The sequence below is a fragment of the Sphingomonas crusticola genome (genome assembly GCF_003391115.1).
Lineage (GTDB): Bacteria > Pseudomonadota > Alphaproteobacteria > Sphingomonadales > Sphingomonadaceae > Sphingomonas_I > Sphingomonas_I crusticola.
Genome location: NZ_QTJP01000001.1, coordinates 2,291,776 through 2,315,306 on the forward strand (window position 1 = coordinate 2,291,776; position 23,531 = coordinate 2,315,306).

At 65.7% G+C, this 23,531-nt stretch carries 24 protein-coding genes; 19 read left to right on the forward strand and 5 right to left on the reverse strand.

Translation table 11 applies throughout. From position 1 onward, the window contains the following. Position 1: 1 nt before the first annotated feature. The 5 genes from uxaC to DX905_RS10880 are packed head-to-tail and all read left to right on the forward strand — an operon-like array spanning position 2 to position 6,117. Entirely contained in the window at positions 2-1,414 is a 1,413-nt protein-coding gene (gene uxaC, locus DX905_RS10860) for a glucuronate isomerase (protein ID WP_116091355.1), read from the forward strand. Further along, positions 1,411-2,874, forward strand: a complete 1,464-nt coding sequence (locus tag DX905_RS10865) for a mannitol dehydrogenase family protein (protein ID WP_116091356.1) — start codon at positions 1,411-1,413, stop codon at positions 2,872-2,874. Before uxaC ends, DX905_RS10865 begins: the two co-directional genes overlap by 4 nt. Then, positions 2,871-3,986, forward strand: coding sequence for an endo-1,4-beta-xylanase (locus DX905_RS10870; protein WP_116091357.1), 1,116 nt, complete (start codon positions 2,871-2,873; stop codon positions 3,984-3,986). Before DX905_RS10865 ends, DX905_RS10870 begins: the two co-directional genes overlap by 4 nt. A gap of 32 nt (positions 3,987-4,018) precedes the next feature. Beyond that, positions 4,019-5,245 carry an SGNH/GDSL hydrolase family protein gene (locus DX905_RS10875; RefSeq protein ID WP_240320821.1) on the forward strand — a complete coding sequence of 409 codons (1,227 nt, stop codon included), beginning with the start codon at positions 4,019-4,021 and terminating at the stop codon, positions 5,243-5,245. Beyond that, the gene (locus DX905_RS10880) at positions 5,245-6,117 is read left to right on the forward strand and encodes a polysaccharide deacetylase family protein (protein ID WP_116091358.1); all 873 of its coding nucleotides are present in this window, start codon (positions 5,245-5,247) and stop codon (positions 6,115-6,117) included. Before DX905_RS10875 ends, DX905_RS10880 begins: the two co-directional genes overlap by 1 nt. Position 6,118: 1 nt before the next feature. Here the strand turns inward: DX905_RS10880 and DX905_RS10885 are convergent, their stop codons facing one another. Next, complete coding sequence (locus DX905_RS10885) at positions 6,119-6,826, reverse strand: methyltransferase domain-containing protein (protein WP_162875570.1); 708 nt, start codon at positions 6,824-6,826, stop codon at positions 6,119-6,121. A 220-nt stretch (positions 6,827-7,046) separates the two neighbouring features. Between DX905_RS10885 and ffh the strand changes: the two genes are divergently transcribed. From ffh to rplS, 8 genes are all read left to right on the forward strand, one after another. Next, positions 7,047-8,525: a signal recognition particle protein gene (gene ffh, locus DX905_RS10890; RefSeq protein ID WP_116091360.1), complete on the forward strand. Its 1,479-nt coding sequence runs from the start codon at positions 7,047-7,049 to the stop codon at positions 8,523-8,525. Positions 8,526-8,564: 39 nt separating this feature from the next. After that, complete coding sequence (gene rpsP, locus DX905_RS10895) at positions 8,565-9,206, forward strand: 30S ribosomal protein S16 (protein WP_116091361.1); 642 nt, start codon at positions 8,565-8,567, stop codon at positions 9,204-9,206. Next, positions 9,203-9,667, forward strand: a complete 465-nt coding sequence (rimM, locus tag DX905_RS10900; RefSeq protein WP_116091362.1) for a ribosome maturation factor RimM — start codon at positions 9,203-9,205, stop codon at positions 9,665-9,667. The genes rpsP and rimM overlap by 4 nt, the downstream gene beginning before the upstream one ends. Further along, positions 9,664-10,401: a metallophosphoesterase family protein gene (locus DX905_RS10905; RefSeq protein ID WP_116091363.1), complete on the forward strand. Its 738-nt coding sequence runs from the start codon at positions 9,664-9,666 to the stop codon at positions 10,399-10,401. Before rimM ends, DX905_RS10905 begins: the two co-directional genes overlap by 4 nt. Continuing rightward, on the forward strand, positions 10,398-10,676 hold the full coding sequence (locus DX905_RS10910; RefSeq protein WP_116091364.1) for a hypothetical protein: 279 nt from the start codon (positions 10,398-10,400) through the stop codon (positions 10,674-10,676). Before DX905_RS10905 ends, DX905_RS10910 begins: the two co-directional genes overlap by 4 nt. A 61-nt stretch (positions 10,677-10,737) precedes the next feature. Beyond that, a complete protein-coding gene (locus tag DX905_RS10915) occupies positions 10,738-12,228 on the forward strand; it encodes a serine hydrolase domain-containing protein (protein ID WP_116091365.1) in 1,491 nt (496 codons plus the stop codon). Next, positions 12,228-12,959 carry a tRNA (guanosine(37)-N1)-methyltransferase TrmD gene (gene trmD, locus DX905_RS10920; protein ID WP_116091366.1) on the forward strand — a complete coding sequence of 244 codons (732 nt, stop codon included), beginning with the start codon at positions 12,228-12,230 and terminating at the stop codon, positions 12,957-12,959. Before DX905_RS10915 ends, trmD begins: the two co-directional genes overlap by 1 nt. Before the next feature lies 1 nt (position 12,960). Further along, positions 12,961-13,350, forward strand: coding sequence for a 50S ribosomal protein L19 (gene rplS / locus DX905_RS10925; protein WP_116091367.1), 390 nt, complete (start codon positions 12,961-12,963; stop codon positions 13,348-13,350). A gap of 135 nt (positions 13,351-13,485) precedes the next feature. On the opposite strand, the gene DX905_RS10930 is transcribed toward rplS, so the two are convergent. Next, positions 13,486-14,244 carry an FkbM family methyltransferase gene (locus DX905_RS10930; RefSeq protein WP_116091368.1) on the reverse strand — a complete coding sequence of 253 codons (759 nt, stop codon included), beginning with the start codon at positions 14,242-14,244 and terminating at the stop codon, positions 13,486-13,488. A gap of 178 nt (positions 14,245-14,422) precedes the next feature. Here DX905_RS10930 and DX905_RS10935 point away from each other — a divergent pair, with 178 nt between their 5' ends. After that, on the forward strand, positions 14,423-16,645 hold the full coding sequence (locus tag DX905_RS10935) for a S9 family peptidase (RefSeq protein ID WP_116091369.1): 2,223 nt from the start codon (positions 14,423-14,425) through the stop codon (positions 16,643-16,645). Positions 16,646-16,654: 9 nt separating this feature from the next. Here DX905_RS10935 and DX905_RS10940 read toward each other — a convergent pair whose 3' ends face one another. Then, complete coding sequence (locus DX905_RS10940) at positions 16,655-17,572, reverse strand: LysR substrate-binding domain-containing protein (protein ID WP_116091370.1); 918 nt, start codon at positions 17,570-17,572, stop codon at positions 16,655-16,657. Positions 17,573-17,680: 108 nt separating this feature from the next. Here DX905_RS10940 and DX905_RS10945 point away from each other — a divergent pair, with 108 nt between their 5' ends. Further along, entirely contained in the window at positions 17,681-17,995 is a 315-nt protein-coding gene (locus DX905_RS10945) for a UrcA family protein (RefSeq protein WP_116091371.1), read from the forward strand. 131 nt (positions 17,996-18,126) lie between these two features. Beyond that, the gene (locus DX905_RS10950; RefSeq protein WP_116091372.1) at positions 18,127-18,879 is read left to right on the forward strand and encodes an isocitrate lyase/PEP mutase family protein; all 753 of its coding nucleotides are present in this window, start codon (positions 18,127-18,129) and stop codon (positions 18,877-18,879) included. A gap of 43 nt (positions 18,880-18,922) precedes the next feature. On the opposite strand, the gene DX905_RS10955 is transcribed toward DX905_RS10950, so the two are convergent. Then, a complete protein-coding gene (locus DX905_RS10955; protein ID WP_162875571.1) occupies positions 18,923-19,486 on the reverse strand; it encodes a DUF4142 domain-containing protein in 564 nt (187 codons plus the stop codon). Positions 19,487-19,684: 198 nt separating this feature from the next. Here DX905_RS10955 and DX905_RS10960 point away from each other — a divergent pair, with 198 nt between their 5' ends. The 3 genes from DX905_RS10960 (at position 19,685) to DX905_RS10970 (ending at position 22,574) form a co-directional block, all read left to right on the forward strand. Beyond that, positions 19,685-19,927 (forward strand): DUF6582 domain-containing protein, encoded by a 243-nt coding sequence (locus tag DX905_RS10960; protein WP_116091374.1) that lies wholly within the window; start codon positions 19,685-19,687, stop codon positions 19,925-19,927. Positions 19,928-20,100: 173 nt separating this feature from the next. After that, the gene (locus tag DX905_RS10965) at positions 20,101-21,504 is read left to right on the forward strand and encodes an epoxide hydrolase family protein (protein ID WP_116092497.1); all 1,404 of its coding nucleotides are present in this window, start codon (positions 20,101-20,103) and stop codon (positions 21,502-21,504) included. A 17-nt stretch (positions 21,505-21,521) separates the two neighbouring features. Next, entirely contained in the window at positions 21,522-22,574 is a 1,053-nt protein-coding gene (locus tag DX905_RS10970) for an alpha/beta fold hydrolase (RefSeq protein WP_116092496.1), read from the forward strand. Between the two features lie 9 nt (positions 22,575-22,583). Here the strand turns inward: DX905_RS10970 and DX905_RS10975 are convergent, their stop codons facing one another. Further along, the gene (locus tag DX905_RS10975; protein ID WP_116091375.1) at positions 22,584-23,468 is read right to left on the reverse strand and encodes an aldo/keto reductase family oxidoreductase; all 885 of its coding nucleotides are present in this window, start codon (positions 23,466-23,468) and stop codon (positions 22,584-22,586) included. Between the last annotated feature and the right edge of the window lie 63 nt (positions 23,469-23,531).

Sequence of the window (23,531 nt, forward strand, 5' to 3'; positions counted from 1 at the left end):
AATGGCGAAGCTCGCGCTTCACCCGGACCGCTTATTCCCGGCCGACGAGCGCACCCGCGCGATCGCGCGCGCGCTTTATGCGCCGATCAAGGACCTGCCGATCGTCAGCCCGCACGGCCACACCGATCCGTCCTGGTTCGCCACTGATCTGCCCTTCGCCAATCCGGCCGAATTGCTGATCGTGCCCGACCATTATGTCTTCCGCATGCTCTATTCGCAGGGCGTGCCGCTGGAGCAATTGGGCGTGCCGACGATCGACGGCAGTCCGACTGCCAGCGATCCGCGTGCCATCTGGAAATTGTTCGCGGACCATTATTACCTGTTCCGCGGCACGCCCTCGCGCGCCTGGCTCGATTGGGTGTTCGTGGAGGTGTTCGGCCTCGACGTGCGGCTCGAGCCCGCCACCGCCGATCTTTATTACGACACGATCGATGCGGCGCTGAAGACACCCGCCTTCCGCCCGCGCGCGTTGTACGAGCGGTTCAATATCGAGATCATCGCCACCACCGAAAGCCCGCTCGACCGGCTCGAGCATCACAAGGCCATCCGCGACAGCGGCTGGAAGGGCAGGGTGGTCACCGCCTATCGGCCCGATCCGGTGATCGATCCCGAGACGATCGGGTTCGCCGACAATCTCGCCCGCTTCGCCGCGCTGGCGGGCGAGGACGTCTCGACCTGGGCGGGCTATTTGCGCGCGCACGAAAATCGCCGCGCCTTCTTTCGCGAGGCCGGTGCCACCTCGACCGATCACGGCCACCCGACCGCCTTCACCGCCGATCTTTCGCCGGCCGAGTGCGAGGCGCTCTATGCGCGCGTCCATGCCGGCAATGCCAGCCTCGCCGATGCCGAGCTGTTCCGCGGCCAGATGCTCACCGAAATGGCGCGCATGTCGACCGAGGACGGGATGGTGATGCAGCTGCATCCCGGAGCCTATCGCAGCCATAATCCGAGGGTCGCCGCGCGCTTCGGCCGCGACAAGGGCGCCGACATTCCGGTCCAGACCGAGTTCGTGCGCAACCTGAAGCCGTTGCTCGACCGCTTCGGCAACGATCCCCGACTGACGCTGATCCTGTTCACGCTCGACGAGGATACGTACAGCCGCGAACTGGCGCCGCTCGCCGGCCATTATCCGGTGCTGCGGCTCGGCCCGCCCTGGTGGTTCCATGACTCGCCCGAGGGCATGCGCCGTTTCCGCGAGCGGGCGACCGAGACGGGCGGCTTCTACAATACGGTCGGCTTCAACGACGACACGCGCGCTTTCCTGTCGATCCCCGCGCGGCACGATGTCGCGCGGCGGATGGATTGCGCGTTCCTCGCGCGCCTCGTCGCCGAACATCGGCTGGAGGAAGATGAGGCGCACCAGGTCGCGCACGCGCTCGCTTACGACCTCGTCAAGGCGGCGTACAAATTGTGAGGCGGCTCGACGAGGCTGCCTTATCCTCCCTGCCGGCGTCGGTCGCACGGCCGCTCTATGATCGGCGCGCCGTCAGGACCGGTATCGTCCATCTCGGCCTGGGCGCGTTCCACAAGGCGCATCAGGCGGTTTATTACGAGGCGGCGCTCAACAGCGGCGACCTGCGCTGGGGCGTGCTCGGAGCGTCGCTGCGCTCGCGCGCAGTGCGCGATCAGCTCGCGCCGCAGGGCAATCTCTATACGGTGACCGCGCGCGAGGGGGCGGACGCGCGCACCCAGCTGATCGGCGCATTGCGCGGCGTATTGGTGGCGCCGGAAGATCCGACAGCGCTCGTCAGCGCGATGGCGGCGGCGGATACCCATCTCGTGACCCTGACCGTGACCGAGAAAGGCTATAAGCTCGATCCGGCCACCGGTGCCCTGATCCGCGACGATCCCGATCTCGCGGCGGACCTCGCCTCGCTCGCTGCTCCCAGGACGGCACCGGGCCTGATCGTCGCGGCGCTGGCGCAACGTCGCGCGGCCCGCCTCAAGCCGTTCACGACCGTCTCGTGCGACAATTTGCCGCACAATGGGAAGCGGCTGCGCGATGCCGTCTTCGCCCTGGCGGCCCATCATGACCGGGCGCTGCGCGACTGGATCGAGACGCATGGCGCCTTTCCCGAAACGATGGTCGACCGCATCGTTCCGGCGACCGAGGAAGCCGACATCGACGCCCTCGACGGACGTATCGGCGTCGCCGACCGGGCGATGGTCAAGACCGAACCGTTCAGTCAGTGGGTGATCCAGGATCGCTTCGTCGGCGAGCGCCCGGATTTCGCCGCGCTCGGTGTCCAGATCACCGATTCGGTCGCACCGTGGGAGGATGCCAAGCTGCGCATGCTTAACGGCGCGCATTCGGGCATCGCCTATCTCGGCGGCCTGGCCGGAATCGAGTTCGTCCACGAGTTCGTCGCGATCCCGGCCGGCCGCGCCTTCGTCGAGGCCTTGTGGAACGAGTCGGCCGAGACCTTGTCGCCACCGCCCGGCCTGGATTTGCCCGCTTATCGCACCGCTTTGATGGGGCGTTTCGCCAATTCGGCGCTCAACCATCGCACCCGCCAGATCGCGATGGACGGATCGCAGAAGCTGCCGCAGCGGCTGCTCGCACCGATCCTGGTGAGGCTCGAACGGGGGCAGCCGGTGGACACGCTGGCGCTCGCCGTTGCCGCCTGGATGCGCTGGCAGGAAGCGCGCGACGATGCGGGCGATACCTACGTCGTCGACGATCCGCTGGCGGCACGCACCGCCGGCTCGGCCAACCTGTCGGCAAGCGATGCGGTCGCCGGACTGCTCGCGATTGACGCCATCTTTCCGCCGGCGCTTGCCGAGCATCCGGGCTTCCGCACCGCGCTCACCAGCGCGCTCGGCGCGCTGCGTGCCAAGGGCGCTCGCGGGACACTTGAGGAGCGCTTCGCATGAAGATTACGCGGCGTCAGACTTTGGCCGGCGCGGCCGCGCTCGGGATTGCACCGCGCCTTATGGCGGCACCGTCCGCGTCGCTCGATGCGATCGGCGCGGCGCATGGTATCCGTTTCGGTACGGCCGTCGGCATGGGGCAATTCCTCGACGCCCGCTATCGCGGGCTGATCGAGAGCGAATGCGGCGTGATCGTGCCGGAGAATGAGCTCAAGATGCACGCCATCCACCCGCATGGGCCGGATGATTTCGATTTCAGAAACGCCGACACGCTGGTCGATTATGCGACGCGGAACGGCCTGAAAATCCGCGGCCACAATCTGATCTGGCACCATCCCGAATGGATGCCGAAGTGGAGCGAGACGTTCGATTACGGGCCAAGGCCGGCCGAGCGCGTCGCTCAGATCCTTACACGGCATGTCGAGACGGTGTGCCGCCGCTACGCCTCGCGCATCTATACGTGGGACGTCGTTAACGAGGCGGTCGACAACAAGACCGGGCTGATGCGCGAGACCGCCTTTTCCAGGGCGATGGGAAGCCCGGAGGCGGTGCTTGACCTCGCCTTCCGCACCGCGCGCGCAACGGTGCCGAACTGCGAGCTGGTCTATAACGATTATATGGACTGGGGCAGCGAGGCGCATCGCGCCGGCGTGCTCCGCCTGCTCAAGGGCTTCCGCGAGCGCGGCGTGCCGGTCGACACGCTTGGCCTGCAGGCGCATCTCAGCGCTAAGCCGGACATAGCGCGCGGCGGCTTCGGGCTCGATCAAGAGAACATCTGGCGCGGCTTCCTCGATGCGGTCACCGCCTTGGGTTACAAGCTCCAGATCACCGAGCTCGATGTCAACGACACCGCGATCCCAGGCGATTTCGGGACGCGCGATGCCGCCGTTGCCGATATCACGCGCGCCTTCCTCGACTGCACCTTGTCCTACAAGCAGGTGAGCGCCGTGATGGTGTGGGGCATGACCGATCGTTATTCCTGGCTGCAGCACAACAAGACCAAGCGCGCGGACCGGCTGCCGCTGCGCTGTTGCCCCTACGACGCCGATTTCAAGCCGCATCCGATGCGCGGCGCCATCGCCCAGGCCTTGGCAGGCGCGCCTATTCGAGCATGAGCGACGATAACGAGAAATAAGGGAGAGCGAGGATGAAGCGGTGGATGATCGCCGGCATAGTGGCGCTGATGCTGGGGCAAGGCGCCCACGCGGCGGCGCCGCAGCATTGGGTCGCCAGCTGGGGCGCGGCGCAGCAGATTCCCGAGACGAATAATCTCCTGCCCCAGGCCGACATCCAGGACGCCACCCTGCGCCAGGTCGTCCGCCTGTCCGTCGGCGGGTCGCGGCTGCGCGTCCGTTTCTCCAACGCCTTCGGGACGCAGGTGCTGACGATCGCTGCCGCCCATATCGCCCGCTCGGCCGACAAGGCGACTCCGCGGATCGTGGCCGGCACCGATCGCGTGCTGACCTTCGATGGTCGTCCCGCCGTCTCAATCCCGCCGGGGGCCGATTATCTGTCCGATCCCGTCGCGCTTGACGCACCCGCTTTGTCGAGCCTGACAGTGTCCTTTCATCTGCCCCAGGCACCCGCCGGCCAGACCGGCCATCCCGGCTCGCGCGCGACCTCTTATTACGTCCATGGTGATCACACCGCCGACGCCGATCTTCCCGCCGCCGGGAAGATCGATCACTGGTATCAGCTTACGGGCGTCGAAGTGGTCGCCCCGCCGGCTGCATCCACTATCGTCGCGTTCGGGGATTCGATCACGGACGGTCATGGCGCCACGACCAATGGTGACGATCGCTGGCCGGACATTCTTGCCGCCCGGCTTCAGGGCGCGTCGGGAACACGCAACATTTCCGTGGTCAACGTCGGGATAGGCGGCAATCATCTGCTGACCGACGGCCTTGGTCCCAACGCGCTTGCGCGGCTCGATCGCGACGTGTTCGCGCGCCCCGGTGCCAAGATCCTGCTCGTGCTGGAGGCGATCAACGACCTCGGCAAGCTCAGTCGGGAGGATGTGCGCGCGCCGGCGCAGCATACCCAGCTCGTTGCCGATCTGATCGCCGCCTACCGCCAGATGATCGCGCGGGCACACGGGCAGGGGATCAAGGTGATCGGCTGCACGGTCACTCCCTATGTCGGGTCCGATTATTATCATCCCGACGCGGCCAGCGAGGCCGACAGGGTCGCACTCAATCAGTGGATCCGCACCAGCGGCGCGTTCGATGCGGTTGTCGATTTCGACGCGGTCATTCGCGATCCGGCCAAACCCGAGCGCATGGTCGCGGCCTATGATTCGGGCGATCATCTCCACCCCTCGGCTGCCGGCTATAAGGCCATGGCCAACGCCATCCCAATGGGAGTGCTTCGTTGATGCGTGAGCTGATCCTTGCCGCCGCGCTGATCGCGGCCCCGGCGACGGCGCGGGAGATCGCCTTCACCTTCGACGATCTGCCGTCCCACTCGGCGCTGCCGCCGGGCACGACCCGGCTGCAGATCGCAAGGGACGTGACCGCCGCGCTCAAGGCGGCGGGCGTTCCCGCGGTCTATGGCTTCGTCAACGGCTATCAGCTTGCCGCCGAGCCTGAATCGGAGGCGGTGCTCTCAGCCTGGCGCGACGCCGGCTTCCCGCTCGGCAATCATGGCTGGGCGCATCAGAGCCTCGACAAGGTTGACGAGGCGGTGTTCGAAAAGGATGTCGAGAAAACCGAAGGCCTGCTGAAGCCGTTGATGGATGGCAAGGATTGGCGCTGGTACCGCTTCCCCTTCCTCGACGAAGCCGCCGGCGATCCCGCCAAGCGCGCAACCTCGCGCGCCTATCTCGCCGCCCACGGCTACCGGATCGCGGCGGTGACCGCGAGCTTCGGCGACTATGCCTTCAACGAGCCTTATGCCCGCTGCGTCGCCAAGGGTGACAAGGCCGCGATCGCCGATCTCGAAAAAAGTTATCTGCAAGCCGCGGCCGACAGCATCCGCCTTTCGGAAACGACCCAGAAAGCGCAGTTCGGCCGCACCCCGCCCGATATCCTGCTGATGCATCTCGGCGCATTCGACGCGCATATGATGCCGCGTCTGCTCGCGCTCTACCGGGATCACGGCTTCCGCTTCGTCACGCTCGACCAAGCGGCCAAGGATCCCGCCAATCTCGGCCTGGTTGACCCCAGGCTGCCGCCTTTGCCCGCGCGGACGCTGGGCAACGCCGCGTCAGGCGAGATGCTTCAGCGGATCGGCGGGCTCTGTCGCTAGCTTAAGCCAGCAGCAGATCGTCTTTTGCCAATGCCAACACGCTGTGGGGTGTCCAGCCGGCGCGGGCGACGTCGGGAATGGCGTAACGGTCCAGCAATTCCGCGGGGAAACGCCGCAGCAGATCATAGTCGCCGGGCAGGCGGAAAAGCCTTCCCACGGTGTCCTGCACGTCGCGTGCGCCGAATATGCGGACATGGTCGTTCTGGCCGAACCGCGCGATGGCGTCCTCCTGGCTCAACGGGGCAAGATCCTCGGAGCTGTAGCGGTCGCGCGTGAACGGAATGCAGCAGAGATGCAGCCCGCCCGGCCTCAGCGCTCGATGGAGGTGCCACAGTACCGCCGTTACGTTGCACTTCACATGCTCCATCACATGCGAATGGATGACCAGGTCATAGAATGCCGACGGCAGTTCCGCGGCGTCGGCGCACAGATCGAACGGCCGCGTGCCGGGAACATGCGCGTAGCCGGCGGGATCGATATCGACCGGATCATAGTTCTCGCCTGCGACCGCGCGCAGCCGATCGGCGAACGCGCGCTCCGGCGCGATATGGAGGATGCGCACGCCCGGCCTAAGCAGGCCGCTCTCGGTCAGCAACAGCCACAGGATGCGGGTAACCGGATGGGCGCTGCAATCCTGGCAGACCATCAGTCCGCGCAGACCGCCGGCGACGAGATTGGTGCCGCCACAGATGTTGCATTCGATCCGCATCCCCCAGCAGCTACGATGCGGCTGCGCGCAGATCAACGCGCGTCTCCGCTCCGCCTCCATCTTGCCTTTCAGGCGCCTTTGGCTTAGGAGCCGCCCCGATCGTTCCGATTGAACGTGAAGCATAAGCGCGCGCCGGGAGGGTGAGCGCCAGCTGGCCGACGAGGTTTCGTCCGCCGGCTCGCTTTGCGTTGGGTTGGCGCAAGTAGAGGTTTTTGAACGTATGTTCGACAGTCTGAGCGACCGGCTTGGTGCCGCCTTCGACCGCTTGCGCGGCCGTGGTGCGCTGACCGAAGCCGATGTGCGCGGTGCCATGCGCGAAGTGCGGATCGCCTTGCTCGAGGCGGACGTCGCGCTGCCGGTCGTCCGCCAGTTCGTCGATTCGGCCACGGAGAAGGCCGTCGGCGCGGACGTGCTGCGGTCGGTCACGCCCGGCCAGCAGGTCGTCAAGATCGTGCATGACGAACTGGTCGCGATGCTCGGTGCGGATTCGTCGGAGCTGAACGTCGACGTCACGCCACCCGCGGTTGTGATGATGGTCGGCCTGCAGGGCTCGGGTAAGACGACGACGTCCGCGAAGATCGCCAAGCGCCTCAAGGAGCGCGGTGGCAAGAAGGTCATGATGGCGTCGCTCGACGTCAACCGACCCGCGGCGCAGGAGCAGCTCGCCGTGCTCGGCACGCAGGCGGATGTCGCCACGCTGCCGATCGTCGCGGGGCAGACCCCGGTCCAGATCGCACAGCGCGCGCTGCAGTCGGCGAAGCTGCAGGGCTTCGACGTCGTCATCCTCGATACCGCCGGCCGGCTGCATGTCGATCAGGCGCTGATGGACGAGATGAAGGCGGTCGCGGACATCGCGCGGCCCAACGAAATCCTGCTCGTCGTCGACGCGCTGACCGGCCAGGACGCGGTCAACGTCGCCACCAACTTCTCCGAACAGGTGCCGCTGACCGGCGTCGTGCTGACCCGCATGGACGGCGACGCGCGCGGCGGCGCGGCTTTGTCGATGCGTGCCGTCACCGGCAAGCCGATCAAGTTCGCCGGCACCGGCGAGAAGCTCGACGGGCTCGAGGCTTTCCATCCCGATCGCGTCGCCGGCCGCATTCTCGGCATGGGCGACGTCGTCAGCCTGGTCGAGCGCGCCGCCGAGACGATCAAGGTCGAAGATGCCGAGAAAATGGCCCAGCGCATGGCGCAGGGTAAGTTCGACCTCAACGACCTGCGCTCCCAGCTTGATCAGATGAAGCGCATGGGCGGCCTCTCCGGCCTCGCGGCGATGTTGCCGGGCGTGAAGCAGGTCAAGCAGGCGATGGCCAATGGCGCCGCCGACGACAAGGTGCTGGTGCGCATGGACGCGATCCTGTCGTCGATGACGCCGAAGGAGCGCGCGCGCCCCGAACTGCTCCAGGCCAAGCGCAAGATCCGCGTCGCCAAGGGTTCCGGCACGACCGTGCAGGACGTCAACAAGCTCCTGAAGATGCATCAGGAGATGGCCGGCATGATGAAGAAGATGAAGAAAATGGGCGGCCTCGCCAAGATCGGCGCCATGTTCGGCAAGGGCGGCGCAGGCGACCTCGACGCCATGATGGGCGGTGGCGGTCTGCCTCCCGGCGGCCTGTCGGGCATGCCGGGCCTTCCCGGCGCGGGCGGCGGACCACAGGGGCTGCCCCCCGGCTTCCAGAATTTTTTGAAGAAGCGCTGACCCCAACCAATCACACGAACCTGAAGAAGGAAGAACACCATGTCCGTTTCCATCCGCCTGTCGCGCGGTGGCGCCAAGAAGCGCCCTTATTACAAGATCGTCGTCGCCAATTCGCGCAGCCCGCGCGACGGCTCGTTCATCGAGAAGATCGGCACCTACAACCCGCTGCTCGGCAAGGATGACGAGAAGCGCGTCGTGCTGGACGCGGAGCGCGCCAAGCATTGGCTGTCGGTCGGCGCGCAGCCGACCGATCGCGTCGCTCGTTTCTTCGATGCCGCCGGCGTCAAGGAGCGCGCCGCGCGCAACAACCCGAACAAGGGCGTTCCCGGCGACAAGGCCAAGGAGCGCGCCGAGGAGCGTGCGTCGAAGGCTGCCGAGGCTGCCGAGGCGGAAGCCGCAACCGAGAACGAGACCGTCGACGTGATCGCGGAGAAGCTTGAGGAAGCAACCCCGGATCTGGCCGAGGAAACCACGGCAGAAGCTGCTCCGGTTGAGGAAGCTGCTGCCGAGGAAGCTCCGGCCGCCGAAGCGCCTGCTGCGGAAGAGACCGCCGAGGCTGCACCCGCGGACGAGGCCACGCCTGCCGACCAGGCGAGCGACGTCGGCGTTTCCGCGCAGGATCCCGCTGAAGGTTCCGATGAAGCCGAGCCGACCGAAGGCGCGGAGCACGCCAAGGCGTGAAGCCGGATACGCCCGTCACGCTTGCCGTCGTCACCGGCGCGCACGGCGTGACGGGCGAAGTCCGTCTCAAGCTCTTCACCGATGACCTGTCGGGCTACCGTTCGTTCAACGGGGGTAGCCTGACGATGAAGAGCCTGCGCTCCGGCATCGCCCGCTTCGCGGAAGTGCCGGACCGCAATGCCGCCGAGCGGCTGCGCGGCACCGCGCTCACCGTCCCGCGCTCGGCCCTTCCTCCACTCGAGGAGGGCGAATATTATCATGCCGACCTGCTCGGCCTGCCGTGCGTTTCGACCAGCGGCGATGCGCTCGGCACGGTCGTGGCGATCGACGATTTCGGCGCGGGCGACGTGATCGAGGTCGAACGCCCCGACAAGAAACGCTTCATGGTGCCGATGAACAAGGACGCCGTTCCCGATTGGAATGACGAGCGGCTGATCGTGGACGAAGCGTTCATCACGTGACCCGCCTGGCGATCCTGTCCGACATCCACGGCAACTTGCCCGCACTGCAGGCGGTGCTCGCCGATGCGGAGCAACAGGGCTGTGAAGTCTTCATCAATCTTGGCGATACGCTGTCGGGCCCATTGTGGCCGGCCGAAACCGCCGATTTCCTGATGGCGCGCGACTGGCCGACCATTGCCGGCAATCATGAACGCCAGCTGCTGACCCTCCCGCGCGATCGCATGGGCGCGAGCGATCGCTTCGCGCGTGCGCAGCTTAACGAGCGCCAGCTCGCCTGGCTCGCGGCCCAGCCCGCGACCTGCGATTACGCCCCCGGCATCTTCCTCTGCCACGGCACGCCGGGAAGCGATCTGATCCATTATCTCCTCACGGTCGGGCCGGCCGGCATCCGCGCCGCGACCGACGACGAGTTGCTGGACCGCACCGGCGACCGGTCCGAACCGCTGATCCTGTGCGGGCATTCGCATATTCCGGGCGAGCGGGCGCTGGGGGACGGCCGCCGCATCGCCAACCCCGGCAGCGTGGGCCTGCAAGCCTTTCACGACGATCATCCCCTCCCGTACACGGTCGAGAATGGCGATCCCCGTGCGCGCTATGCGATCCTCGAAGCGGGTGTCCTGACCTTCCGTCAAATCGACTATGACCATGATGACGCCGCTGCCAAAGCGGCACGCGACGGCCGTCCGGATTGGGCGCTGGCATTACGCACGGGGCGGATGGAGCAGGGCGCATGACGATTGAGACGCTCTTCCTGATCATGATCCCGACCTACCTCGTGCTGATCGCCTATGGCGTCGTTCGCGGGCGCAGGCGAAACCTGCCCGGGCAGGCGCGGCTCGTGTCGGCGTTCCTGATGGTGCTGATCCCGCCGGCGGCGATTATCGGCGCGCTGTACGCGACGGAGGATGCCTTCCTGCTTGCCGGCTGGGGCGTGGTGGCGTTGGCGATGCTGGCGTGCGGCGTCGCCACAGCGGCGCTCACCGAATTTATCGCTCGGCGGGCGATGTGAAGCGCGCGACACCGGCGGGTGGCTGCATTATCCTTCTTCGGCCATTGAGGGGAATGAAGCCATGACGCTGCGCGCCGGTCTGATATTGCTGTTGTCGCTGCTGGCGCCGGCCGCGGCCCGCGCCGCCACGCCGGACCGAGCCGCGCTGGCCGCTACCGACAAGATCTTCGCGGACTGGCAGCGCGATGCGCACGTGCCAGGGCTGGTCTACGGGATCGTCGTCGACGGCAAATTGGTCCACGTGCGCGGCGCGGGCGTCCAGGATCTCGACAGCAAGCGCCCGGTGACCCCGGACACATTGTTCCGCATCGCGTCGATGTCCAAGGCGTTCACCGCGCTCGCGATCCTGAAGCTGCGCGATGACGGCAAGGTCGCGCTCGACGCGCCGGCCGAGACTTACGTGCCCGAAATGCGCGGCTGGACGATGCCGACCGCTGACAGCCCGCGCATCACGGTGCGCAACCTGCTCACCCACTCCGCCGGCTTCGTCGAAGACAATCCCTGGGGCGATCGCCAGCAGGTCCTGCCGGAGGCGGATTTCACCGCCATGCTGCGCGCCGGCGTGCCCTTCGCCAACGCGCCCGGCCTCGGCATGGAATATTCGAACTTCGGCTACGCCACGCTCGGCCGCATCATCAGCAACGTCTCCCACGTCCGTTATCAGGATTATATCCGCCAGACGCTGATGGCGCCGTTAGCCATGAATTCGACCGGTTACGACATTTTCAAATCTCCCCAGGCGCGCCGCGCGATCGGCTATCGCTGGCAGGACGATCAATGGGTGCGCGAGCCGGACATGGTCGACGGCGCGTTCGGCGCGATGGGCGGGGTCGAGACCAGCGCCAACGACTATGCCCATTGGGTCGCCTTCCTCCTCTCCGCCTGGCCGGCGCGCGACGATGCCGATGCGGGTCCCGTCCGGCGCGCGACCGTGCGCGAGATCGTCACCGGCGCCAATTTCGGGAGCGCGGCGATGCGCAACCCCGCCGCCGGCGGCCAGCCATGCCGCCAGGCAACCACTTATGGCATGGCCTGGCGCGTGCTCGACGATTGCGATCTCGGCCGGATCGTGACGCATACCGGCGGATATCCCGGCTATGGCTCGGTCGTGATGCTGCTTCCCGACAAGGGCGTCGGTCTGTTCGCCTTTGCCAGCCGCACGTATGGCGCGCCGTCTCTTCCGGCGCTGCGTGCATTGCTCGCACTGCAAAAGGCCGGCGCGCTCCCCGATCGCGTTCGGACCGTCTCCTCCGGCCTGGCCCGCGCCTATGATTCAGCGCGGGCGGTATGGCTGAAGGGAGACATTGCCGCCGCGCCACTGGCGATGAACATGCCGCTCGATCGCAATGCCGCGCAATGGAAGGCGATGCTGGCGGATCTGCACAATAAGGTCGGCGCCTGTGCCGCCGACGAACCCATCCAGCCGGTCTCGGCGATGGAGGGCCGCTTCACCTGGGCGTGCGAGCACGGCACCATCGCCGGTCGCGTCCAGCGCGCGCCGACGCCGGAGATCAAGCTGCAGGCGCTGAGCTACGCCGTCCAGGCGGAGTGATGCCGTTCGTCGCTACCGTCCTGACGCTGTACCCGGAGATGTTCCCGGGACCGCTCGGCCTGAGCCTCGCCGGTCGCGCGTTAGCGGAAGGCAAATGGTCGCTCGATGCGGTCCAGATCCGTGACTTCGCGACCGACAAGCATCGCTCGGTCGACGACACGCCGGCCGGGGGTGGCGCGGGGATGGTGATGCGGGCCGATATATTGGCCGCCGCCATCGACGCTTCGGTACCGCAGGGCATGCCGTTGCTCGCCATGAGTCCGCGCGGAACGCCGCTGACGCAGGATCGGGTTCGTGCGCTCGCGGCCGGGCCCGGCGTCGCCATCCTGTGCGGGCGGTTTGAAGGTTTCGACGAGCGCCTGTTCGAGGCGCGCGCCATCGAACCCGTCTCGATCGGCGATTATGTGCTGTCGGGGGGCGAACTCGGCGCGCTCGTGCTGCTCGATGCTTGCGTTCGGCTGCTTCCCGGCGTAATGGGCGCCCCTTCCAGCGGGGATGAGGAAAGCTTCGAAAGCGGCCTCCTCGAATATCCGCATTATACCCGACCGCAAATGTGGGAAGGGCGCACGATCCCCGAAGTGCTGCGATCGGGGGATCATGCGAGGATCGCGGCGTGGCGCAAGTCACAGGCTGAGATCGATACACGGTCACGGAGACCGGACCTTTGGGAGCGCCACATCGGCGCGCGGGTCCAGCCTCCCTCTGGCGCGCGGCACGAAGAGGAAGAATGAGATGAACCTCATCCAGACGCTCGAAGCCGAGCAGATTGCCGAGCTTTCGGCCAAGCGTGCTATCCCGGAATTTCGTCCGGGCGATACTTTGAAGGTCGGCGTCCGCGTCGTCGAAGGCGAGCGCACCCGCGTCCAGGCTTATGAAGGCGTGTGCATCGCGCGCTCCAACAAGGGCATGGGCAGCAGCTTCACCGTCCGCAAGATTTCGTTCGGTGAGGGCGTCGAGCGCGTCTTCCCGCTCTATTCGCCGAACATCGATTCGATCGAGGTCGTCCGCAAGGGCGTCGTCCGTCGCGCCAAGCTTTATTATCTGCGTGGCCGCACCGGCAAGTCGGCGCGTATCGCCGAGCGCCGCGATGCCCGTCCGGTGGCCGAGACCGCCGAGGGCTGACCCGTTCGACGGCCTGCCAAGGCAGGCGATCAGGACAGGTTTCGCATCGCGAGAAACAAGGGGCCGCTCGGGTAACCGGGCGGCCTTCTTGTGCCCGCCTGCTTCAGCCCGCGCACCGGCCACGTCCCGAGGGGATCAGGCCGGTTGCAACTGCTCCAGTTCGCGAACGCGGTTCTCGAGCTCGGCGATGCGATCGAGATAAAACACCGGAACATAGTCATCCACGCGATTTCGGAACGCGTCCATGCGCTCCGGATGCTCCTCGGCAACATACCACCGGTTCAGGCCGTCAAATTGTGCGAACCGATAGCCGGCATCCTTCAGCAAATGGTCCCATGCTTCGTGGGTGGGAATATGTACCTTGAGCGGTTCCACCGCCTCGACGCACAGAATCCAAGGACGGAAGCGGTTGAAATCAGCTCCCCTGATAACCTCCTCCTCGTGGCCCTCGACGTCGATCTTTAGGAAGTGGATCTGCGTCAGAGCGTCCGTGATGTAGCGGCTGCAGATAGACGCGAGCGTCTCCGCCGGCACCTCGACCGCGTGCTTTTCGATGTTGAATTCCGCTTCGTGCCGATCGGCGAAGCGTTCGACGATGGTCCCAAGCCCACCGGCTGGATGATCGAAAAGAGTGATCTTTCCGTCGAAATCGGTCGCCGCGGCATGGATGTTGATGTCGCGCTGGCGATATTGCTGAATCGCTTTGAACCAGTGCGGCGAAGGCTCGATATTGATGCCCCTCCAGCCATGGTCATAAAACAGCTTCGTGTCGGAATGGTGGTTCGGGTTATTCGCCCCAACGTCGATGTAGAAACCATCCGAATAGTGAACGTCGCTGAGCGCGCGAAGAAGCAGGATGTCCTCGCGCGCGATCGACCAGCTTGTGAACGGCATATGAAACCCTTGTGACTGCCCGGCCCTTATGGGGCGAGCGCGCGGGCCGTCAATGCCGCCCCACTACGGGATCTTGCCTGATCCAACGGGCCGCTGCCGGATGGGCGCCGCAGTAAGGCCGACCTTGTCGGCGCAAGGCAGCCCTTCCCATTTCTGCCGTGGATGTCCTAACTGGCTCATGATCAAGACGCTTCTCGCCGCCCTCGCGCTTGCCGCACTTGCCAGCCCCGCTCCGGCCGAACAGCTGACGTTGGAACGCATCTTCGCGAGCCCCTCGCTGGACGGCCCGACGCCCCGCAAGGTGCGCCTGTCGCCCGATGGCAGCCTCGCTACCCTGCTGCGTAACCGGGCTACCGATCGCGATCGCTATGATCTGTGGGGCATCGATACGCGGACTGGCGAGGCCCGCATGCTGGTCGATTCCGCTCGGATCGGCTCGGGTGGCGAAATCTCGGAAGCCGAGAAGATGCGCCGCGAGCGCGCCCGGGTCGGCGGCTCCAAAGGCATTGTGGATTATGAATGGGCGCCCGACGGCAGGGCGATCCTCACGCCGATCGACGGCGACCTTTATCTGGCAAGCCTCGACGGCAAGGTTCGCCGCCTGACCGAGACTCCCCAGACGGAGATCGACGCCCATGTTTCGCGCGGCGGCCACTTCGTCAGCTTCGTGCGCGATCAGAATCTGTTCGCGATCGATCTCGCCACCGGTGCCGAGCGCCAGCTGACCAGGGAAGGCGGCGGGACAATCACCTGCGGCACGGCCGAATTCGTCGCGCAGGAAGAGATGGACCGTTTCACCGGCCATTGGTGGGCGCCGAACGACGCCAGCCTGGCGGTGGAATGTTATGACGAGGCGCAGGTGCACGTCGTTACTCGTGCCGCGATCGGCGCCGACGGCACCCGCACGTTCGAGCAGCGCTATCCCGCCGCCGGCACGCCGAATGTGGCGGTCAGCCTGTCGCTGATCGCGGCCGACGGCGGCCGCCGCGTGAAGGTGGACCTCGGCGCCAACCCCGACATCTATCTTACCCGCGTCACCTGGGCACCGGATGCACGCACGCTCTACGTCCAGCGTATGAGCCGTGATCAGAAGCGGCTCGATCTGCTCGCGGTTGATCCGGCAACCGGCGCTTCGCGCGTCCTGCTGAGCGAGACGTCGAAGACGTGGGTCAATCTCAACGACGATTTCCGCCCGTTGCGCGACGGCAGCCTGATCTGGGCGTCGGAACGGTCCGGCTTCAAGCATCTTTACCGAATCGTCGGCAGCAAATGGACACAGCTTACCAGGGGCGAGTGGACGCTCGAAACCAACAGCCAATCCCATGCTGCCGGGCTGATCGGCGTCGATCAGGCGCAGCATCGCCTCTATTTCAGCGCCAACAAGGACGATCAGCTCGAAAGCCAGATCTACGCGATCGACTATCTCCGTCCCGGCACACCCGAGCGCCTGACCGAGCGCGGCTTTTGGAACGAAGGCGAGATGGACGGGGCCGGCACGCGCCTGCTCGTCAGCCGCTCGTCGCCGTCGCAGCCGCCGCAAGTCTATCTCGCCGACACGTCAGGCAAACGTATCGCTTGGATCGAGGAGAACAAGCTCGACGCGACCCACCCCTACGCGCCCTTCCTGACAAGCCATCGTCCCGTCACCTTCGGCACGATCCGGACCGCCGACGGCACCACGCTTCACTATGAGATGATCACGCCGCCACTGGAGCCCGGCAAGCGCTACCCCGTCTTCTTCGAACATTATGGCGGCCCGCATGCGCAGCAGGTGAAGCGCGCATGGATGGGCAATGCGCTGCCGCAATATTGGGTCGGCAAGGGCTGGATCTATTTTCAGATCGACAATCGCGGCTCGGCCAATCGCGGTACCGCGTTCGAAAATGCGATTTATCACGCGATGGGCAAGGTCGAGGTCGCCGATCAGGCGGCAGGCGCACGCTGGCTCAAGACCCAGATGTTCGTCGATCCTGACAAGATCGCCACCTTCGGCTGGTCCTACGGCGGCTACATGACGCTCAAGATGCTGGAAGCGGACCCAGGCCTCTATGCCGCGGGCATATCCGGTGCGCCGGTGACCAAGTGGGAGCTTTACGACACCTTCTACACCGAACGTTATCTTGGCATGCCGCCATATGGTGCGTCCAACACGATGGTCGATGCCGGCAAGATCCGCGACCCGCTGCTGCTGCTGCACGGCATGTCTGATGACAATGTCGTGTTTGAGAACAGCACCATCATGGTCGCCGCGCTCCAGCAGGGGGGGCGGCCGTTCGAGATGATGGCCTATCCCGGCCAGACCCACAGCTTCACCACCGCGGTATCGCTCCACCGCTGGAAGACGATCGAGGATTTCCTCGACCGGCGGGTGAAGGGGGAGGGAGCGACCGCTCAGCAATGATCGTCGGCGTCAGTCCCCCAACGGCTCCAATATGCCATAGGGGTCGTCCCCGGCCGCACGCTTGACCGCGTCGATCAGCCAGTCGCGAAAACTGCGCACCTTGGGCAGGTTGCGTTTGTGCTCGGGATAGGCCAGCCAATAGCCGTTGCGATAGGCCGCGAAATGCGCGAACGGCCGAACCAACAGGCCCGCGTCGATCTGCGCCTGGAACATGGGCGGGCTCAATATCGCGACGCCGTGACCTGCGATCGCGGCATGTCCGTCCAGCACCTGCGATTCGAAACGTATGCCCGGCTGGCGGTGGTCGCCCTGCGCGCTCAGCGAGTCGAACCATAGATCCCACCAATCGTCGTCCGGCGACAGTCGCGGCACCGACAGCAGGTCCGCCGGCGTCTCCAATTTGTGCGCCGCCAGAAACGAAGGATGCACCATCGGCGTCACCGGCATGCGCATCAGGAAATGCGAGATCAGCCCCGGCGGCGGGCGCCCCATCGTTCGGACCGCGACATCGAACTCGCTTGCCGCAAGGTCGACCATCTCGTCGGAAACGTCGAGCCGCACCGCAAGCTCAGGCCGCATGATCTGGAAAGCGCCCAACCGCCCCGCCAGCCAGTTGGTGGCAAAGGTGCGCGGCGCGGTGATGCTAAGCACCGCATCGCTTTCGGAACGCGCCGTGGCAAAGGCTTTGCCGAGCGTCGCGAAGGCTTCGCTCACCTGGGGCGCGATCCGGCGGCCCAGTTCGGTCAGCATCATGCCGCGCCCCTTGCGGACGAATAAGGGCGCGCCGAGCCGCTCTTCCAGCAATTTCATCTGATAGCTTACTGCCGCCTGCGTCATCGCCAGCTCATCCGCGGCACGGCTGAAATTGCCGTGGCGCGCGGCTGCCTCGAACACGCGAACAGCTGCCAGCGGCGGAATCTGCAACATGCGATACTATAAGGCTGGCTTGTGAATCACGTCCATCGCTTTGTTGGATTCCCGACGCGCGGCGTTCCAATGAACGGCCGTCGCTCCCGACAATGAAGGACAGGCATCATGCTGAAGATCATCCCCGCAATCCTCCTGGCGGTCGGTCTGCCAGGCATCGCAACGGCCCAGGATGTGCCTGCCGCCGTCCATGTTTCCTATCACGATCTGGATCTGCGCAGCGCCGCCGGCATCAAGGCGCTCGATCATCGCCTCAACAGGGCGGTGAGCAAGGTGTGCGGCGACGATCTGAGCGCCGATGTCTGGAACAAGATTGCGGCCCGAAACTGCCACCGGGCTAAGCTCGCCGAGGCGCGCGAGCTGCGAGATGCGGTGCTCGCGAACGTCGCCCGCAAGGGCGAGGCCGTCGCGTCATCGCGCTGACTGCGCTTTTTGGCGCAGCACAGGGAGCATGCGGAGGCCTGTGGTTGTCCTCCGCATGCTTTCCCGTGCAAGAACAAGCTCAGCTGATATGTATCGATAGCGCATAACGCGGTTGGAGGAGGATAGGGTCGATGCCGACCATCGCCGAAAAGCGTGCGGCCTTCCGCGCGCTCCACGAAAACGGCTTCTTCGTCATTCCCAATGCATGGGACGCGGGCAGCGTCGTGCGGCTGAGCGGCCTCGGCTTCCGTGCGATCGCATCGACCAGTGCCGGGGCAGCCTGGGCGGCGGGCAAGAATGACGGGGAGCTCGGCCTTGAGGCGGTGCTCGCCCACCTTCGACTGCTGGTGGAGGCGACCGATCTGCCGGTCAACGCCGACTTCGAGAACGGCTTCGCGGATGCGCCGGACGAGGTTGCTGCCAATGTCACACGAGCGCTCGCGACCGGCGTCTCCGGGATTTCGATCGAGGATTGGTCGGGCAGTGGGATGTACGATCTCGGTCTGGCGGTCGATCGTATCGCGGCCGCCCGTGCCGCGATCGATGCGGTCGATCCGGCGGTCATGCTGATCGGCCGCAACGAAAATTTCCGCGTGCCCGGCATGACTCCCGCCGCCAGCATTGCGCGCGCGGTCGCTTATGCGGAGGCAGGCGCCGATTGCCTGTTCGTGCCGTTCATTCTTGATCCCGGCGCCGTGGCCGAGTTGGTGGCGGCGGTCGCGCCAAAGCCCGTCAATGTGGTCGTTCACGATTTCGACGAGGGTATCGCCGAGTTTGCGCGCCTAGGCGTTCGGCGCTGCAGTGTCGGCGGCGCCTTGGCGGGTACGGTGTGGAAGGCGTTCGATGCCGCCGCGCAGACGCTCAAGCGCTGCGAACCGGTTTGATGGCCAATGGGGGCCGGCCCGCGAGCGAGCCGGCTCCTCTTCGTTACATGCCGGCAGGCATGCTCTTGAGATGCTGGAAATGCTTCTCGATGATCGGCACCGCCGAACTTGCCACCTGACGCAGCGCCGGATCGCTGCCGTCGGTTGCATAACCCTTGTGCAGCGCCCAGGCCTGCTGGTGGGCCTGCGTCTGCTGCTGCATGTACAGGCTGTCGAAGCTGCCGCCCGACGCGTCGCGCAGCGCGGCAAGCTTCGCCGCGGTCGCATCCGACGGCTTCATCGGCGGCTTCGGCACCTTGGGACTGGTCTGCGGCAGCGCTGCCATTAGCGTCTTCGTGGTCGTGCGGTGATCGGCGATCATCTCGCGCGCGAACTGCTTGACCCCGTCGCTCTTGCTCTTGCTCAGCGCGAGCTGACTCGACTGGATTTCGTACAGATCGCCATCGGCAGCCCATGCGACATAATTGGCCGAAGGCGTCCCCGTCATCGGCGCCGCGCCGACGTCGCTTGCGCTCAGCGTGCCGGCACCGCCGGCCATTTGCGCTCCCGCCGGCACGGCCGCCATGGCAAGGCCGATGATACTCGTGGCAAGCATCAACTTTTTCATAACCCAACTCCTGTTTTGATCGTGCCTGCAACGAGCTCCGGCGCGCACCGTTCCGCTTCGGCCGGTCATTTTAGAATAATAAATCAGTGGCTTAACATGGGTTATCTGGTCTCGGCTATGTCCCTCCCGGGCGATGCGCTCGATCGAACTTTGGCCCCGCTCGCTCGTTCATTGCCTACATCTCAGCCGGAGTTGATCATGGCAAAACTCACCGCGGACGATCGCAACGATCTCGACAAGGGAAATTTCGCTTTTCCGAAAGAGCGCAAGGAGCCGCTTGAAAACGCCGCGCATGTCCGCAACGCGATTGCGCGCTTCAACCAGGTAAAGGGCGTCAGCGACGACGAACGGGACGCAGCGTGGAAACGGATCAAGGCCGCCGCCAAGAAGCACAATGTCGAGGTCAGCGAGAAAAGCTGGCGCGAGATCGGCAAGGACTGACCGGCAGCAGGGCCTTTCGCTCCGAAGCGGACTAGCCTGCATCAATCGCAATTGACCGACTCGCTGCCGCGGGCGCACGCTGCGCCTGCGGCAGGAGCTGTAGCGCGTACGCGTATCCCTTGGCCCGTCGAGCCAACCCATCATTCCTGCTCGCTTTGATCAGGAGAATGATCATGACCGCATTTTGCCCGACGATCGGGAGGCGTCAGCTCTTGGCTTCGACCTTGGTGGGGACGATCGGCGCGATCTTGCCCATCGCCGCTGCGCCCACCGCACTCCCCACTGTCGATTTTTCCGCGCAGGCACAGGCACAGGCACCGCAACGCACCCGCGCCGATGCGGGGGTCCCAGCCAGCCTTGCCGTTGCCGGCGCGGCGCTCGCCCCGGGGTCGGTTGGCGATCCCTCGATCCGGCCGTTCCATTACCAGGCGTCGGACGAGGATCTCGCTGACCTCAAACGTCGCATCGCCGCCACGCGATGGCCGGAGCGCGAGACGGTCGGTGACACCTCGCAGGGCGTCAACCTCGCCACCATGAAGAAGCTCGCCGATTATTGGCAGCATCATCACGATTGGCGCCGCGCGGAAGCACAGCTCAATTCCTATCCAAACTTCGTCACCAACATTGACGGGCTCGACATTCACTTCATCCAGGTGAAGTCGAAGCACCCCCACGCGCTGCCGCTGATCATCACCCATGGCTGGCCGGGCTCAATCATCGAGCAGCTCAAGGTGATCGGTCCGCTTACCGATCCGACCGCGCATGGCGGCACCCCCGCGGATGCGTTCGACGTCGTCATTCCGTCGCTGCCCGGTTACGGCTTTTCGGGCAAACCGACCGCGACCGGCTGGGATCCGCAGCGCGTCGCGCGCGCCTGGAGCACGCTGATGACGCGGCTCGGCTATAGCCGTTACGTTGCCCAGGGCGGGGACTGGGGCAATGCCGTGACCGAGCAGATGGCGCTGCAGAAGCCGGCCGGGCTGGTCGGCATTCACACCAACATGGCCGCGACCGTGCCCGACGACATCGCGAAGCTGCTTCCCGCCGGGCCCGAGCCGGCCGGGCTGTCGACCGACGAGAAATATGCGTGGGACCAGCTCGTCGACTTTTATGCGCACGGCCTCGGTTATGCCCAGGAAATGGCGGGACGGCCGCAGAGCCTCTACGCGCTTGCGGACTCGCCGGTCGGCCTGGCCGCCTGGATCCTCGATCACGATATTCGCAGTTACAAGCTGATCGCTCGCGTCTTCGACGGCGCCAGCGAGGGCCTGACGCGCGACGACATAGTCGACAATATCACGCTTTACTGGCTGACCAATACCGCCGTCTCCTCGGCGCGGCTCTATTGGGAGAGCAAGCTCGCTTTCTTCGCGCCCAAAGGCGTCGCGCTGCCGACGGGGGTCAGCGCCTTCGCCGAGGAGATTTACGCCGCGCCCGAAAGCTGGGCGCGCAAGGCCTATCCCAACCTCGTCTACTACAAACGCCACCCCAAAGGCACGCACTTCGCCGCGTGGGAACAGCCGCAACTCTTCACCGACGACCTGCGCGCCACCTTCCGCCCGCTCCGCAACGGTTGATGGAAGGCGATCGCCTGATGAGCAAGCATGTCGAACGCAACGATCAAGGCCTCGCCGGCGATCGCCGCAGTTTTTTCGGCGCAGCGGCGGCAGCGCTCGCAGCCGCCCGGTGGGGCTTCGCGACGCCGTCCGCCGCCGCGCCTCCCTCGTCCACCCCGGTAACCGGCCCCTCCCGCTTTGCCGCCTTCAAACGGGTGGACGCGGGCGACCTCAGCATCGGTTATGCCGAGGATGGGCCGGCCGACGGGATGCCGGTCATCCTGCTCCACGGCTGGCCCTACGATATCCACGCTTTCGTGGAGGTCGCGCCGCTGCTGGTCAGGGCCGGCTATCGCGTGATCGTGCCGCATCTGCGCGGCCACGGCACCACGCGCTTCCTCCGCCCCGATGCGCCCCGCAACGCGCAGCAGGCGGTGATCGCGGTCGATGTCATCGCTTTGATGGACGCGTTGCGAATTCCGAAGGCGCTGCTTGCTGGCTTCGATTGGGGCGCGCGCACCGCCTGTATCGTCGCCGCTTTATGGCCGGAGCGCTGCGCGGCCCTGGTCTCGGTCAGTGGCTATCTCATCGGCAGCCAGGCTGCGAACGCAAAGCCCCTCCCACCCAAGGCGGAACTGTCCTGGTGGTACCAATTCTATTTCGCGACCGAACGCGGGCGCGCCGGATATGCGGCCAACCGTCACGAATTCGCGAAGCTCATCTGGCAGACGGCCTCCCCAAAGTGGGCTTTCGACGACGCGACTTTCGATCGATCCGCCCTATCGCTCGACAATCCCGATCATGTCGCCATCGTCATCCACAATTACCGCTGGCGCCTCGGCCTTGCCGCCGGCGAGCCGCGTTACGACGCGCTCGAGGCCCGCCTCGCGACCGCTCCTACTATCGCGGTCCCGACCATCACGCTGGAAGGCGACGCGAACGGCGCGCCGCACCCCGATCCTGCCGCTTATGCCGCCAAATTCACCGGAAGATACGCCCACCGCCTGATCACCGGTGGCATCGGCCACAATCTCCCGCAGGAAGCACCCGCCGCCTTTGCGCAGGCGGTGCTTGATGCCGCGCGATTATAAAACGGCTTTTTAGCCAGCTTTGCGGCCCGCGCCGATCCCGTCCAGCTCCGCCATCGTCTCCTCGGGCAAGGCCAGCTCCGCCACCGCCAGATTCTCGCGGAGATGCCCGACCGACGATGTCCCCGGGATCAGCAGGATATTCGGCGCCCGACGCAGCAGCCAGGCCAGCGCCACCTGCATCGGCGTCGCGCCTAGCGCGCCTGCAACCCGGTTGAGCGCGTCCGATTGCAGCGGGGTGAAGCCGCCGAGCGGGAAGAACGGCACATAGGCGATGCCGTCGGCGGCGAGCGTGTCGACCAGCGCATCGTCGTCGCGATGGGCGAGGTTATAGAGATTCTGGACGCAGACGATCTCGGCGATCCGGCGGCCCTCGGCAACCTGAGTGGCGGTGGCGTTGCTCAGCCCGATATGCCGCACCAGCCCCTGGCGCTGCAGTTCGGCGAGCACGGTCAGGGGCGCCTCGATCGATCCCTCGGCCGGGCCGTGATCGGCCCCGCCCATGATGCGCAGGTTGACGACATCCAGCGCGTCCAGCCCCAGATTGCGCAGATTGTCGTGCACCGCATGGGTCAGCTGCTCCGGCGCCATCGCCGGATTCCACGATCCGTCCGCGCCGCGCATTGCGCCGATCTTGGTGACGATCGTCAGATCCTGCGGATAGGGATGGAGCGCTTCGCGGATGATCTGGTTGGTGACGTGCGGTCCGTAAAAATCGCTCGTATCGATATGGTCGACGCCCGCCGCTACTGCCTCGCGCAGCACGGCCAATGCGCCGGCGCGGTCCTTGGGCGGCCCGAACACACCCGGTCCGGCAAGCTGCATCGCGCCATAGCCGATGCGGTTCACATTGCCGTCGCCGAGCCGGAACGTCCCTGCCTTGCTGATGTCGGTCATGCTTTAATCTCCTCTGATATCGGATATCTAAGGCAGGGCGATTGCGGCTATAAGTCGGCCCAA

What these genes read in the sequence shown, in the direction of transcription:
- DX905_RS10875 (WP_240320821.1), top strand. Translation starts at nt 4,019, where the DNA reads ATGAAGCGGTGGATGATCGCCGGCATAGTGGCGCTGATGCTGGGGCAA.
- trmD (WP_116091366.1), top strand. Translation starts at nt 12,228, where the DNA reads ATGCCGTTCGTCGCTACCGTCCTGACGCTGTACCCGGAGATGTTCCCG.
- DX905_RS10915 (WP_116091365.1), top strand. Translation starts at nt 10,738, where the DNA reads ATGACGCTGCGCGCCGGTCTGATATTGCTGTTGTCGCTGCTGGCGCCG.
- ffh (WP_116091360.1), top strand. Translation starts at nt 7,047, where the DNA reads ATGTTCGACAGTCTGAGCGACCGGCTTGGTGCCGCCTTCGACCGCTTG.
- DX905_RS10955 (WP_162875571.1), bottom strand. Translation starts at nt 19,486, where the DNA reads ATGAAAAAGTTGATGCTTGCCACGAGTATCATCGGCCTTGCCATGGCG.
- DX905_RS10940 (WP_116091370.1), bottom strand. Translation starts at nt 17,572, where the DNA reads ATGTTGCAGATTCCGCCGCTGGCAGCTGTTCGCGTGTTCGAGGCAGCC.
- uxaC (WP_116091355.1), top strand. Translation starts at nt 2, where the DNA reads ATGGCGAAGCTCGCGCTTCACCCGGACCGCTTATTCCCGGCCGACGAG.
- DX905_RS10930 (WP_116091368.1), bottom strand. Translation starts at nt 14,244, where the DNA reads ATGCCGTTCACAAGCTGGTCGATCGCGCGCGAGGACATCCTGCTTCTT.
- DX905_RS10910 (WP_116091364.1), top strand. Translation starts at nt 10,398, where the DNA reads ATGACGATTGAGACGCTCTTCCTGATCATGATCCCGACCTACCTCGTG.
- DX905_RS10950 (WP_116091372.1), top strand. Translation starts at nt 18,127, where the DNA reads ATGCCGACCATCGCCGAAAAGCGTGCGGCCTTCCGCGCGCTCCACGAA.
- DX905_RS10970 (WP_116092496.1), top strand. Translation starts at nt 21,522, where the DNA reads ATGAGCAAGCATGTCGAACGCAACGATCAAGGCCTCGCCGGCGATCGC.
- DX905_RS10935 (WP_116091369.1), top strand. Translation starts at nt 14,423, where the DNA reads ATGATCAAGACGCTTCTCGCCGCCCTCGCGCTTGCCGCACTTGCCAGC.
- DX905_RS10945 (WP_116091371.1), top strand. Translation starts at nt 17,681, where the DNA reads ATGCTGAAGATCATCCCCGCAATCCTCCTGGCGGTCGGTCTGCCAGGC.
- rplS (WP_116091367.1), top strand. Translation starts at nt 12,961, where the DNA reads ATGAACCTCATCCAGACGCTCGAAGCCGAGCAGATTGCCGAGCTTTCG.
- DX905_RS10965 (WP_116092497.1), top strand. Translation starts at nt 20,101, where the DNA reads ATGACCGCATTTTGCCCGACGATCGGGAGGCGTCAGCTCTTGGCTTCG.
- DX905_RS10880 (WP_116091358.1), top strand. Translation starts at nt 5,245, where the DNA reads ATGCGTGAGCTGATCCTTGCCGCCGCGCTGATCGCGGCCCCGGCGACG.
- DX905_RS10885 (WP_162875570.1), bottom strand. Translation starts at nt 6,826, where the DNA reads ATGCGGATCGAATGCAACATCTGTGGCGGCACCAATCTCGTCGCCGGC.
- DX905_RS10870 (WP_116091357.1), top strand. Translation starts at nt 2,871, where the DNA reads ATGAAGATTACGCGGCGTCAGACTTTGGCCGGCGCGGCCGCGCTCGGG.
- DX905_RS10960 (WP_116091374.1), top strand. Translation starts at nt 19,685, where the DNA reads ATGGCAAAACTCACCGCGGACGATCGCAACGATCTCGACAAGGGAAAT.
- rpsP (WP_116091361.1), top strand. Translation starts at nt 8,565, where the DNA reads ATGTCCGTTTCCATCCGCCTGTCGCGCGGTGGCGCCAAGAAGCGCCCT.
- DX905_RS10975 (WP_116091375.1), bottom strand. Translation starts at nt 23,468, where the DNA reads ATGACCGACATCAGCAAGGCAGGGACGTTCCGGCTCGGCGACGGCAAT.